The sequence below is a fragment of the Paraburkholderia suaedae genome, assembly GCF_040812055.1.
Lineage (GTDB): Bacteria > Pseudomonadota > Gammaproteobacteria > Burkholderiales > Burkholderiaceae > Paraburkholderia.
Genome location: NZ_JBFOAH010000039.1, coordinates 39,266 through 51,483 on the forward strand (window position 1 = coordinate 39,266; position 12,218 = coordinate 51,483).

The 12,218-nt window shown below is 60.2% G+C and carries 8 protein-coding genes and 3 pseudogenes; 4 read left to right on the forward strand and 7 right to left on the reverse strand.

The window, feature by feature from the left end; all coding sequences use genetic code 11:
- Both ABQJ48_RS33335 and ABQJ48_RS33340 read left to right on the forward strand, forming a co-directional pair.
- Entirely contained in the window at positions 1-1,473 is a 1,473-nt protein-coding gene (locus tag ABQJ48_RS33335) for an NAD-dependent succinate-semialdehyde dehydrogenase (protein WP_367842183.1), read from the forward strand.
- On the forward strand, positions 1,470-2,447 hold the full coding sequence (locus ABQJ48_RS33340) for a M14 family metallopeptidase (protein ID WP_367842184.1): 978 nt from the start codon (positions 1,470-1,472) through the stop codon (positions 2,445-2,447). Before ABQJ48_RS33335 ends, ABQJ48_RS33340 begins: the two co-directional genes overlap by 4 nt.
- Positions 2,448-2,623: 176 nt before the next feature.
- On the opposite strand, the gene ABQJ48_RS33345 is transcribed toward ABQJ48_RS33340, so the two are convergent.
- From ABQJ48_RS33345 to ABQJ48_RS33355, 3 genes are all read right to left on the reverse strand, one after another.
- On the reverse strand, positions 2,624-4,417 hold the full coding sequence (locus ABQJ48_RS33345) for an O-linked N-acetylglucosamine transferase, SPINDLY family protein (RefSeq protein ID WP_367842185.1): 1,794 nt from the start codon (positions 4,415-4,417) through the stop codon (positions 2,624-2,626).
- A gap of 102 nt (positions 4,418-4,519) precedes the next feature.
- Entirely contained in the window at positions 4,520-5,692 is a 1,173-nt protein-coding gene (locus tag ABQJ48_RS33350; protein ID WP_367842186.1) for a hypothetical protein, read from the reverse strand.
- Positions 5,679-7,508: an ABC transporter transmembrane domain-containing protein gene (locus ABQJ48_RS33355; protein ID WP_367842187.1), complete on the reverse strand. Its 1,830-nt coding sequence runs from the start codon at positions 7,506-7,508 to the stop codon at positions 5,679-5,681. Before ABQJ48_RS33355 ends, ABQJ48_RS33350 begins: the two co-directional genes overlap by 14 nt.
- Positions 7,509-8,373: 865 nt before the next feature.
- Between ABQJ48_RS33355 and ABQJ48_RS33360 the strand changes: the two are divergent.
- A pseudogene (locus ABQJ48_RS33360) lies at positions 8,374-8,749 on the forward strand (IS66 family transposase); the annotation flags it as partial.
- Between the two features lie 167 nt (positions 8,750-8,916).
- Here ABQJ48_RS33360 and ABQJ48_RS33365 read toward each other — a convergent pair.
- Both ABQJ48_RS33365 and ABQJ48_RS33370 read right to left on the reverse strand, forming a co-directional pair.
- Positions 8,917-9,435 (reverse strand): peptidylprolyl isomerase, encoded by a 519-nt coding sequence (locus ABQJ48_RS33365; RefSeq protein ID WP_367842188.1) that lies wholly within the window; start codon positions 9,433-9,435, stop codon positions 8,917-8,919.
- A pseudogene (locus ABQJ48_RS33370) lies at positions 9,407-9,520 on the reverse strand (filamentous hemagglutinin N-terminal domain-containing protein); the annotation flags it as partial. The gene ABQJ48_RS33365 and the pseudogene ABQJ48_RS33370, both read right to left, overlap by 29 nt.
- A gap of 88 nt (positions 9,521-9,608) precedes the next feature.
- On the opposite strand from ABQJ48_RS33370, the gene ABQJ48_RS33375 reads away from it, so the two are divergent.
- Positions 9,609-10,358 (forward strand): tetratricopeptide repeat protein, encoded by a 750-nt coding sequence (locus ABQJ48_RS33375; RefSeq protein ID WP_367842189.1) that lies wholly within the window; start codon positions 9,609-9,611, stop codon positions 10,356-10,358.
- A 418-nt stretch (positions 10,359-10,776) separates the two neighbouring features.
- On the opposite strand, the gene ABQJ48_RS33380 is transcribed toward ABQJ48_RS33375, so the two are convergent.
- Positions 10,777-11,670, reverse strand: coding sequence for a hypothetical protein (locus ABQJ48_RS33380; protein ID WP_367842190.1), 894 nt, complete (start codon positions 11,668-11,670; stop codon positions 10,777-10,779).
- Positions 11,671-11,841: 171 nt separating this feature from the next.
- Positions 11,842-12,021, reverse strand: a pseudogene (locus ABQJ48_RS33385) (hypothetical protein); the annotation flags it as partial.
- Positions 12,022-12,218 lie beyond the last annotated feature (197 nt).

Genomic DNA, 12,218 nt, shown 5'->3' on the forward strand with positions numbered 1-12,218 from the left:
ATGAGCAAGACATATGCACTGAGCGATCTGATCCGCGCCGAAAATTTCATCGACGGCCAATGGGTGGCCGCCGAGAGCGGCAAGCGCTTTGCGGTGACGGACCCGGCAACAGGCGAACGGATCGTCGAGGTGGCCGACAGTGGCCCCGCCGACGCGCGCGCCGCGACGGACGCCGCCGCACGCGCCTTCCCCGCGTGGCGCGATGCGCTGCCAAAGGAGCGCGCGACGGTGCTGCATCGCTGGCACGACCTGATGATCGAGCATGCCGACGAACTCGGCCGACTCATCTCGCTCGAACAGGGCAAGCCGCTGGCGGAAGGGCGCGGCGAAGTGCTGTACGGCGCCTCGTACGTTGCGTGGTTCGCCGCGGAAGCCACGCGCGTCTACGGCGACATCATTCCGAACCAGCAGCGCGGCAAGCGCATGTCGGCGGTGAAAGAGCCCGTGGGTATCGTCGCTGCGATCACGCCCTGGAACTTCCCACTGGCGATGATCGCGCGCAAGATCGCACCCGCGCTTGCGGTGGGCTGCACCGTCGTCGGCAAGCCAGCCGAGGACACACCGCTCACCGCGCTTGCGCTCGTGCTGCTCGCGCACGAGGCCGGCGTGGCGGCGGGTGTGCTGAACCTGATCACGGCATCGCGGGAGAATACCGTGGCCGCCGTGGCTGACTGGCTCGCCGACAGCCGCGTGCACAAAATCACGTTCACCGGCTCGACCGCGGTGGGCAAGTACCTGGCCCGCGGGTCGGCAGACACGCTCAAGAAGCTCTCGCTGGAACTCGGCGGCAATGCGCCGTTCATCGTCTTCGACGACGCCGACCTCGACGCGGCCGCAACCGGTCTTATGGCAGCCAAGTTCCGCAATGGCGGACAGACTTGCGTGTGCCCGAATCGGGTGTACGTGCAATCGGGCGTGTATGAGAAGTTCGCGGATCTGCTAACGACGCGCGTGGCGGCCCTGAAAGTCGCGCCCGCCACCGACCCCGCCGCGCAGATCGGCCCGATGATCAATGCGCGCGCCATCGACAAGATCGCCCATCACGTCGACGACGCCGTGAGTCGTGGCGCGCGGGTACTGACGGGCGGCAGGCGCCTCACGGAACTCGGCCCGAACTACTACGCGCCCACCGTGCTAGCGGACGCAACCAGCCAGATGCAGCTCTGCTGCGAGGAGACGTTCGGGCCGGTGGCGCCGCTTTTTCGCTTCGATACCGAGGACGAAGCCATCGGCGCCGCCAACGACACGCCGTTTGGCCTCGCCGCCTATTTCTATAGCCAGGACGTGCGCCGCATCGACCGTGTCGCGCGACGGCTCGAAGCGGGCATCGTCGGCATCAACGAGGGCGCGCTTGCGAGCGAGGCCGCACCGTTCGGCGGCGTGAAGGAATCGGGTTATGGCCGCGAAGGGTCCAAGTATGGGCTCGACGACTATCTGTCGATCAAATATCTCTGCCAGGGTGGTCTCGAATGAACACGCCCGCCTATCCGATCGAAGTCGCGTTTCCCGATATCTCGATGCACGAACGCAGCGAGACCGGCATTGCCTACCTGCACACGTTCGACTCGGGCGTGCCCGGCGCGCATGTGATGATCAATGCGCTCACGCATGGCAACGAGGTATGCGGCGCGATCGTGGTCGATGCGCTGTTGCGCGCGAAATTGCGGCCGCGTCGCGGGCGTCTTACGCTCGCCTTCGCGAATGTTGCAGCCTACCGGCGATTCGATGCGGCGAAGCCCGACGCCGCGCGCTTCGTCGACGAGGATTTCAACCGCGTGTGGACGCGCGCGGTGCTGGACGATACGATGCGAAGCTCGAGCGAACTGGAAAGAGCCCGCGAGATACGTCCGGTAATCGATTCGGTCGATCTGCTCCTCGACCTGCATTCAATGCATGAAAAAAGCGCGCCGCTCATCGTCGCCGGTCCGCTCGACAAGGGTATCGAACTGTCGTTGAAGCTCGGCACGCCCGCCACCGTGATCTGCGACGAGGGCCACCGCGAAGGCCGCCGCATGCGCGATTACGAAGCGTTCGGAGACCCCGGCAGCGAGAAGAACGCCCTGCTGATCGAATGCGGCCAGCATTGGGAAGCGAGCGCCGTTGCCGTCGCCCGCGACGTCACCGCGCGCTTCCTCGTGCTCTCGGGCGTGGTCGATGCGAAAGACCTGCCGCAACAGTGGTTTGCCCCGCTGCCCGACGAAATGCGCGTTGTGCGGGTCACCGAGGCGGTTGTCGCCGACAGCGTCGACTTCAGGTTTGCGGGCACCTATACCGGTCTCGAAGTGTTCGAGAAGGCGGGCAGCGTAATCGGCTGGTCGAACGGCGAACCGGTGCGCACGCCTTACGATCATTGCGTTCTCGTCATGCCCTCGCTCAGGCAATTGCGCCCGGGGGTGACGGTCGTGCGGCTCGGCAGGATCGACCGCCGCATCGCGGCTTCACACTGATGCCTGATTCGTCGTCTCAGGAACGGCAACGTGAAAACACAGCACGTCAGACGGACTCGAGGACTGGGGCACGGTCGGTTTGCCCGCAACGGTAGGCGGCGAGTTCTGCACGAACTGAACACGCGCACACGCCAACGGTAATAGAGGAGCAGCCGCCGACCGAGCGGGCCTGCCGGTCACGCAAAAATCGGCCGTCGAACGCCGTTGGTTGTGTCCGCGAGCATTTTTACGTACAGGCTCTCGAGCTCCGCAGCTAAAGCATCACTGTCGAAAAGCGGTGACGCGCGCGCCGCGACGACCTTCTCCTTGATGTGTGCCATATAGGCCGGCACGCGAACCAGCGTCAGGACGAGCTTGTAGTACTGTTGTGTCGACTCGCATACCAATTCCGGCAGGTCTGCTGCCGCCAAAAGGCTCGATGCGACACGGCTTGCAAACGATCTCCCTCTTATGGTCACGAAGGGCACGCCAGCCCACAGTGCATCGCTGCCAGTGGTATGTGCGGTGAGCGGATACGAATCGAGGAACAAGTCGCCGGCCCGCAGTCTTGCGAGATGCGCATCCCGGTTCATGATCGGCGCGAACACGATACGCTCGGGACCGATGTGTCGCAGCGCCGCCTCATGCAGGACATTCTGCCGGCCCTCTTCGCTGCGAGCCAGCATCCACAGTACGCTGCCTTCAGTCGCTCGCAGCAGATTGCACCATACGTCGAACATCTGAGGCGTTAGTTTATAAAGTTCGTTAAACGAAGCAAATACGAAACCCTGCTCCGGCAACCCGTACTGCGCGCGTCCTTGAAAGGGACCCGTTGTGCGGGTCCTGTCGTTGGGCTGATAGGACCCCGGGAGCAGCGCGATCTGTTCTGAAAAGTCATCGGCGTCGGCCATCGGTGTGACCCAGCGGTCGCCGATAATATAGTCGGCTAAGCGCTCGTGCCCGAGCGTGCCGGGATAGCCGAGCCAGTTCACCACGACAGGTGCCGGCCGCCTCGCACTGATACCGACTCTTTCATGTCCGGTATAGCCCTTCAGATCGACGAGAATGTCGACCTGGTCGTCGGCGATTCGCTGGGCCGCCTGCTCGTCGGAAAGCGCGTTGATTTCAATGAACTCATCGACGAGCTGTTCGATTTCATGACGCACGGCATCGTACACCTGTGGACCATACGAATAACAATGGATCCTGAACCTTGTACGGTCGTGAGCAGCCAACACGCCCTTGAGCAATATCATCGTTGCGTGACTGAAGAAGTCGGCCGACATATAGCCGATTCTGATCAACGGCGCACCCGTGCTGCGTTGTTTCTCTACAAGCGGTTGCAGGGCCAGTGCGCTCGCGTAGCGCTCCTCGGCCCACGCGTGCGCGCATCGCCGCAGATCCCGCGCCGTTATGCCAGGCAAGCGCAGCAAGTCGAATGGACACAGCTTCGCAGCCTCGCCCGAAGATATCAACGCCAACGCGAGCTCGGTGAACCACTCGTCCTCGCTCCACTGGGAGATTTTTCCGGCGTTGTTGACGGCTCGCGATAGCGTTGCCGCATCACGTCCATCCAGACGCAGCGCCCGGACGTATGCGTCGTGCGCCTTTTTTCGTTTGTTTTGCGCGACGAACACGAGGGCGAGATTGCGCCAACCGGAAACGTGGTCGGGCATGAGTTCGACCACGTGCGTCAGATGCTGCTCCGCGGCGCCGAAGTGTCCCGCTGCGATCAGCGACGTCGCAAGGTTCGAACGCAGTTCGACGCGACCTGGGAAATCCTGCACCGCCTGGCTCAGTAGTCGAACGGACTCCTCCAGGTTTCCGCTTGCTCCATTGATGACACCCGCCAGATTCAGGCTCTGGATGTGGTGCGCGTCTTTCTCGAGAATGCCGCGCAGCATTTCCAGCGCGACCGTCGGCTCCCCCGCGCGATAGATCGCATGCGCCCGCGCGTACAGTGCATTCAGCTCCTCGTATTCCAGGCTCATTACTCCTCCTGTGTGTCCTATGGTGTCTACCTTATGAATCGCATGCAGCAAATACAAATAAAAAAGGAAGTGCGCATGTTCTCTACACGCGTACTTCCTCCTTCACTCCAGCTGCGTAGTGAACCGCAAGCGAAACCCGCCCCCGCTGCATGCGTTGCTCGACACGGACTGCACATCCGGGCCGAATGCGGCGAAACATGCGCGCCGCTTCCTCGAACCCGCCCGGAAGATGAAGCGATGGTATAAGCAAAAAGCGGTATCAACACGCTGTTCCGTATTGAACGTTGGCGCCCAGCTTGAGGTCGCACTATTCCAATTAAATATCTGTGCGTACAGATGGAAGTTGGCCATCTGAGCGCTCGTGGCAGCCGTACCATTGGCGTTAAGCGAGTCCGATGCCCACACAACCACGACCCCTCCCTCCTTCAACGCTGCAACGCTCGGGGAGATCGAGTCAAGAGAACCCGTCAGCGTGGAAACATTGATCGGCGCGCCAACGGCACCGCCTGTCTCATCTGCCAGTTGCAGATACGAATGGAAGTACGTACCTGCGGTCCCGCTGGCGGTACCACCTGACAGATTGCTGGAATATGCCACTGCAAATTGACTGCCGGATGCCTCATTGCCACCAACCAGCGATGCAGTCAGCCCTGAAGCGCTGGTGCTAGCCGCGCCGCTGATATGGTTGGTGATGTTGCCGTAATACATGTAACCTGAATCAGCATTGCTACCGCTATTGGCCACGAGCGTCGTGCCGGAACCAACCAGTGCGCCAGTTGAGGTAAATGCCTGGTAGCCAATGCCAAAGTTGTTCGTGTAACCATGGGCATAGGTTGCAACCAGGTCGCCATTGCCAAGCCGGATCAGTCCTTCCGCCAGGGTATTGCCCGCTGTACCCGGAGCCACGGTACCGGCAGAAGGAGCAATGGCTACCCCGGTAGTCTGTTGACCGGCCGAGTTATAAAACTGCAAGACCGCCGTGCCAGCAGTTCCACTAGCGTTATTGACAACGCTGAACGTCTCGAAGGATCCGTCCGGATTGGCGAGCGCTGCGGTCAGCTGATCATCCTGATTGTGTCCATACTCGTTGTAATAACCGAATTGATAATCACCAGACGGTGCGGCACCACGTTGCACCGAGCTGGCAAGCGTTACCGGGCCGCCTACCGCTATACCATTCGCCGTGTACTGTTGCTCGACGAGATCATAGTAATTGGAGTTGGCACCCTGCCGCGCATTGGTGTGATACACCACCATGTAGTTACCGTTGGCCATCTCGACTACGACAGGCGCCTGGTTGTCTATTCCACTGGCCGTGGAAAGCGCCACGTTGGTCGGCACTGTCTGGGGTTGCACATCGATGGTTTGTGTCTGCAATTGCACCTGACCACCACTGCCATCGGCGGTAATGACCTGCGCCGATAACCGTGCCGACCAGTCCGCCCATCGAGAGCGTGTTGTTGCCGATCATGTACACACCCCATGCCACGATCACCACCGTCGAAAGTTGCTGGATCAGCATGCTCAGGTGCATGACGCCGGTCGTAATTCCGCGGATTTTGGCCGAGCTGGTGGCAGCAAACGCATTCGCCGAGTTCCATTTCTCCTGCATCCACCACTGTGCGCCACTTGACTTGACAGACTCCAGTCCATCGACCGCTTCGACGAGCACGCCATTGCGTTCGCCAGCCTGACTCATGCTCAGCCGCGTATAGTGCGCGAGCGGGATCTGAGACAACAATGCAACGCAGCCGACGATTGGAATGGCGAGGAGCGGCACGACAGCCAGCCAGCCGCCGATCATGCAGATCATTGCGACAAACAGAATGACGAACGGCATGTCCGCAATCGTCGTCAACGCCGCCGACGTAAAGAAGTCGCGCAGCGACTCGAAATCACGCAGGTTGCTCGCATAGGCGCCTGCCGAACCCGGCTTTGAATCCAGACGCAAACTCATCGTGCGTTGAAACAGATTGCTGCTGATCAGCAGATCGACCTTCTTGCCGCCAATATCAAGCAGCCACGCCCGCAAGTTGCGCAATATAAACTCCAGCAGCATGGACAGGACAACGCCAACCACCAGCACCCAGAGTGTTTCGTACGCCCGGTTCGGCACGACGCGGTCGTACACGATCATCGTGAAAAACGCCGACGCCATGGTAAGCAGGTTCACAATGACAGTTGCAACGGCCGCCTGCCAGTAGTACGACCGATAGCGCAACAATAGCTTCCATAACCACGCCGTTCTCGATTCAATGCTCGCGACGAGTCCCCGGTCCAGCTTGTCGATCCGGGGCTTGACCATGACGCAAACCCCACCGTAATCCTCGGCCAGCTTCTCAACGGAAAGCTTGATCTCGCCCATACCAGATTCGGGTAGCAGAACCGCGGCTTTATTACTATCGACATCCACGCTCACCACTACGAGAGCGCTGCCATCCTTTTTCAACAGAATGGCCGGCAGCAATTCGGGTGTCAGACTCTCCAGCGCACGCCGTGCATACTTGGCGAAAAAGCCGTTCAGCTCCAGGTTGTGCATCACAAGCGTAGGTGAAACGCGGCCGTGGATGTCGTTCAGACCGCCACCGTTGGCAAGCTTCTCGTGGCGCTGCTCGTTTTCAATCGCATAGCGCAACGACTCCGACGCGCGAAACCAGTCGATGTATGCTTGCGCAACATTGAGTGCGGTCGTGTCCTGCTCGCTCTTCACCTGGTACTTGACCTCCTCGAGCCTGCTGCGCTGCGCGCGAATCGTCGCGTCGATGCTGCCACCCGCGTACAGATTCAGCTTCATCACCGGGGAGCCGTTGAAACCGGTCGGCAGATTGAGCGGGTCATCACTGGTCATCTGGCGGGTTGCCTGATAGCCCACGGTAGGCCAGTGTCCATAGCGAGCCTGGTCGACATTCGCCTCCTGGGCCGACACGGTCGCACCGACAGCGCGAATACCCGGATAGGAATGCAGCGCCATCGAAATGGCGTCGGCGATGCCTGTCATCTCGCCAGGAGTTGCCGCATCGAGGGGCGCGGCGGTCGCCGATGCGTTGTCGGCATCCCGCGAAACAGATGCCAAACTGGTGGCGCGGATCACGTCTTTCTCGTGCTGGCTAAACAGCGACGTTGTGGCCAACGAACCCTCGCTTGCTCCAGGCTGTTGAGCGCGGCATTCGGTCGCGGCAACGCCCGTCATCAGCGAGATAGAAGCAAGCGAAAAAGCAGTCAGATTTTTAACCCTACCCATGATAGCTATCCTCAAAAAATACTGTATTTCGTTATGCTAATTTTTAGCTCGTGGCATGTCATAAAACTTGCGAGGCAATATTTGCCGAATGACCCGACCCGACTTCTACGATCCGCAGTCCGTATCAATAAGACTGCGTTATCTCTGCCGACATCGTCGGCAACGCTGTGCAAATGAAGGATCGCAATGACGACGTTCATTCACCCCCTTGCGGAGCTCTTGTCGCTGTAGAATGGTGTGGAACAGGACTTCGCGCCGTTATTGGCCCGCAATAGCTCGCGAAATCAATCGACTGCCCATCGGACTCAACATCATTTTGGTGTTGAACTAAATACGTTTGGTCTCGTTCTGAGCGGACTTTCCACGCTTTTCGCAGCAGTTGATTTCGCGACTTCCTTGAGACAAATCTTACTTATATGGACGCAATGCCTCTAGTTGAGAAATACTGATATTGATCAGATTCAAATCGTACAAGTCAGCAACTGAAGTTTATGGGCCTGAAACAGCGGGCTGGCGCCCTGTTGGAATTGGCGTTTGGCGCAAAAAGCTGTGAGGGCTGAGTGACCAGGGCGCCACAGCAGTCGCACCTCGTTTTCGCGCCGCGAAAACGGCGGTTGTCGACGTAGTTGTCGCGTCACTTCAACGAAACTCACGCAGACGATATGCCACTGCTGGTGCTCGCGTCGGGCAATGGCAAGACGAAGACGGGGCGCGCGTGCACGCGCGTCGAAAGCTGCACGATGGGCAAGCAGTCCGGCCATCGCCGATTACCGCTGAAGCCTTGGATCGCATCGGCGCGCTGTGCCCTATCGAGGACCACATTCACGGCAAACCACCGGAGGAACGCCGACGCGTGCGCGAGGCGCAGATGGTGCCGCTGCTTTCAGACATGAAGCGTCGGTTCGAGACGACGCAGTTCACGCTCTCGGACGAGTCGGACACCACCAAGGCGATCCACTACGCGCTGAATGGCTGACCTGTGCTCGGCTATTACTGCAGCGACGGGTCACGCCGAGATCGATAACCCGCGGGCTAAGTGGGCACTACGTGGCGTCGCAATGGGTCGCCGCAATTTTTTATTCGCAGCCGCGAAAACACTTCGCCTCGGGCGCTCGACATATCCGGTGAGCGCCGCGTCCTCATGATCGGCACCCCCGCGCGCGCGAAAGGGTGGCACGCTCGCCTGAAAGACCGTACAGGCGATTGCAAGCTATCGGCGCGTATGTCGGCGGTCCGCGTCACCACCGCTGGTCCGGCGTCATTGCTGGATCGTCGTTTTTTTCATCAGCCCGCCGGTGAATTGCGCGACCGCCTTCTCCAATGCGAGCGCCAGCAACTGCTGGCGAATCGTGTCCTTCGCCTGGTCGAACGACGGGACTTGCGTCGGCCGCTTCGCATCGAGCTTCAGGATCACACGCGGTGCATTGCTTGCCGGGCTAGTCACGATCGGCTGCGGCGAGACGCCGCCAGCCGGCAAGTGCGTGATCGCCTGCGCCACCGCCAGCGGAAGGCCCTGCGTATTGCCCCCACTGAGTGGCGTCTTGAAACTGACCCACGGCAGTTCTCCGCCCGATGCCTTGCCCGGCGCAACGCTGTACTGACGGGCGAGCGCATCAAACGATGCGCCCGATCTGAGCTTCTGCAGCACCATCGTCGCGGTTGCGTCGTCGGTCACCGTAATGACGCGGGGCTTGTACTCTTCCTTGCCGAGCGACGCGACGATCTGGTCATAGCGCGCTTTTACCTGCGTGCCCGGCGTTGACAAAGCTGCCGCCATCGACCGTGATGCCGTTCGGGTTCGCCAGAATCACATTGGCGCGCGGGCCAAGCACGCTAACGGCACCCTGAATCAGCGACGGATTCCCGATCACGATTATTCTTGCCTGTCTGCGCATGGCGCCGTTGCAGATGATGGCACTGGGTCATCCGGCGACCACGCACGGACACGCAATGGACTACGTAGTGGTGGAAGACGATTACGTAGGTGACGAAAAATGTTTCAGCGAGAAACTGCTCAGGTTGCCGAGTGACGGAATGCCTTACCGTCCGTCAGCAGCGTTACTCAGTCTTGAGCTGCCGCCGAAAAAGGCAAAGACCTCTAAGACGGTGAAAATCGCAGTGGCGGCGACGATCATCAAGCTCAATCCCGGCTTTTTCGAAATGTGCCAGCGTATTGCCGACAACGCCGGGGTGCCGGTAGAGTTCCACTTCCTGGCGGGACAGGCGCGGGGACTGGTTTATCCACAGTTGCGCAACCTCGTCGCGCGCTACCTTGGCAAGCGCGTTGTTCTGCATGGCGATCAGAACTATGATAACTACTTGCGAACGATCGCCGGTTGCGACATGTTCCTCAATCCCTTCCCGTTCGGCAACACCAACGGCATCGTCGACACGGTGTGGGCAGGCTTGGTTGGTATGTGCAAAACCGGTCGAGAGGTGCACGAACACATCGACGAGGGAATGTTCAGGCGTCTGCGCTTCCCGGAGTGGACAATCGCGCGAACCAACGAGGAGTACTATGAGTCCGCCCTCAGGATGATTAGAAACACCGACGAACGAAATGAGCTGAGCGCTCGGCTGACTGGTCCGCAGGCTATTAACAAGCTGATTTTCACAGGGCGCCCCGAGATTCTCGGCCAGCGCATCGAGCAACTTTGGCTCGAAACTGTCGGTACGGAGACGGCCGCGCTCCAGGAATAATCACCATCGTGCTGACGGGGACCGGCATATACACCGCATCCCCGCACGAGGCCATCATGAGCTGGTTGACGGAGCGATGCGGCGATACCGCCGGTTCCTGACGAACTACATGACTATCCGAAGCAGCAAACGGGATTGCATACGAAATCGAAGCGGGCGCGTGGCCCGCGCACTGTTCCTCAACATGCATCGGCTCGTGCTTCGAAACGCTTTGCTGCCGCGTGGGAGAACCATCATTCGCCACCGTCCTTGCCGGTTGGGGACGTGCGTCGTCGGTACGGAAAGCGAGGCAGGCGGCGCGGCAGACCGCGAATCTGGCGTTTTCTGCTGCTGAACCGGGCACGACACGATGTTGCGCCGTGTAGTGAGACATCCGGACAAACAAAAATGTGAACCCAACTCACGCGAACCCATACTTTCACGCCCGTGCGTCGGCTTTGATACGGATGGTCAGTTCACCCGTCGCAAGCCGCCGGGCATAACGGGCCGGCAAATGTCCCCGCACTGCACCGCCTGTCACAACAGCGGGATAGCGACAGATGCACGGCGTATTCTCCGGAGATACCGCAAGCAGTTCCCAATGAACGGCCGTGCCATCCGCCAGATCGGTCAGGGCACTAAAAACCGGTGAACCTTCCGAATAACCAACGTGCGGCTGCGTCGCCGCCCCACTCGGGAATGGCCGGGCATCCATAAAGCCGAATACGGAATCGTGCTGCTGCAGACTCTGGCGAGCGTACGGCCAGACGAATTCGCGTAGAAAGTATTGGTCGGCGAAGTGCGTTGAGTGCAGCGGCCGCGACATGAAGCGTTCAACCAGTTGCCGCATCGGCGGCAATGCGCCAGCACTCACCCCCCACATGCCGGCCAGTAACAGCTCAGTATGAGTTGCACTGTCACGCATGTGATGAAAACGCAAGTTGCTCGCGACCCACTCGGCCACGGCATCAGCTTCTCGTTGGCTGATGACCGAGTCTGCATCGCGGAAGATCACGCGGTGCAGACCGGGCGTATCGTAAGCGGAGAAACGCCATAGCTGCCCAGGCCATTGCCTGATCGCCCCATGCACGTGCACCAGTTCCGCGCCCGCCCGACGCAGTCGCTCGACGACGCCCACCGGCACCGTTTCGTCGACATAAAAACGGCAGGTCCAGTGCGGGTAGATGCGAGGCTGCTCGATCGCATTGAGCACGGCGGTCTCACAGTATTTCGAGCTTGCGCCGAACAGCGAGAAGGCGATCAGATTGTGAGTCCGCGTTTTCGCGGACGGTGCAAGCGCCAGCGGTGCGGCCAACGTATCATGCTCGAACATCGGGGGCCGGGTGAACCGCGCGGCGCGCATGGCCAGAGCGTGATTGCCCCAGCGGTGAACCTGATCCATCATGCCTTTTGCACCCCACGCGTGCGACAGCGCATCGAACAAGGCGAGCGTATTGCCTTTGCGTGCCAGCGCCTGTTCGGCGCAGCCGATTGCATCGTCCCAGCGCTCGAACTTCAGATGACAGACGGCTGCGTCAATCCACGGCTGGGCCAGGCCGGGGGCAATCCGTATGACCTGGTGACAGAACTGCAGTACTTCAGCATAGCGTCCATCGGCATAGGCCTGTTGGATGCGTTTGCCGAGTGCTCTGAGGTTGACCCGGTTCGACGGACGGATCTGCAGTTGAGTCTAATGCGGTGTGGCACCTCCCGATAAGGTTGAATCGCGGGTTGTCCACGGCCGGGCGGCGGGTCGCCTGTCACGACCACGACGCTGCCCGGCGGTGGGTAACCCGCGCGACGATAAGCTTTGATGTTGCGCATGCAGGTTTTCGAATTCGAGCGGCGAACAGTAGCCAATGCTGCTGTGGAGGCGGCGTA

Bases quoted from the DNA above. Each gene is read 5' to 3' on its own strand.
- ABQJ48_RS33375 (WP_367842189.1), top strand. From the start codon at position 9,609: ATGGACTACGTAGTGGTGGAAGACGATTACGTAGGTGACGAAAAATGT.
- ABQJ48_RS33345 (WP_367842185.1), bottom strand. From the start codon at position 4,417: ATGAGCCTGGAATACGAGGAGCTGAATGCACTGTACGCGCGGGCGCAT.
- ABQJ48_RS33350 (WP_367842186.1), bottom strand. From the start codon at position 5,692: ATGGCCAACGGTAACTACATGGTGGTGTATCACACCAATGCGCGGCAG.
- ABQJ48_RS33365 (WP_367842188.1), bottom strand. From the start codon at position 9,435: ATGGCGGCAGCTTTGTCAACGCCGGGCACGCAGGTAAAAGCGCGCTAT.
- ABQJ48_RS33335 (WP_367842183.1), top strand. From the start codon at position 1: ATGAGCAAGACATATGCACTGAGCGATCTGATCCGCGCCGAAAATTTC.
- ABQJ48_RS33380 (WP_367842190.1), bottom strand. From the start codon at position 11,670: ATGTTCGAGCATGATACGTTGGCCGCACCGCTGGCGCTTGCACCGTCC.
- ABQJ48_RS33340 (WP_367842184.1), top strand. From the start codon at position 1,470: ATGAACACGCCCGCCTATCCGATCGAAGTCGCGTTTCCCGATATCTCG.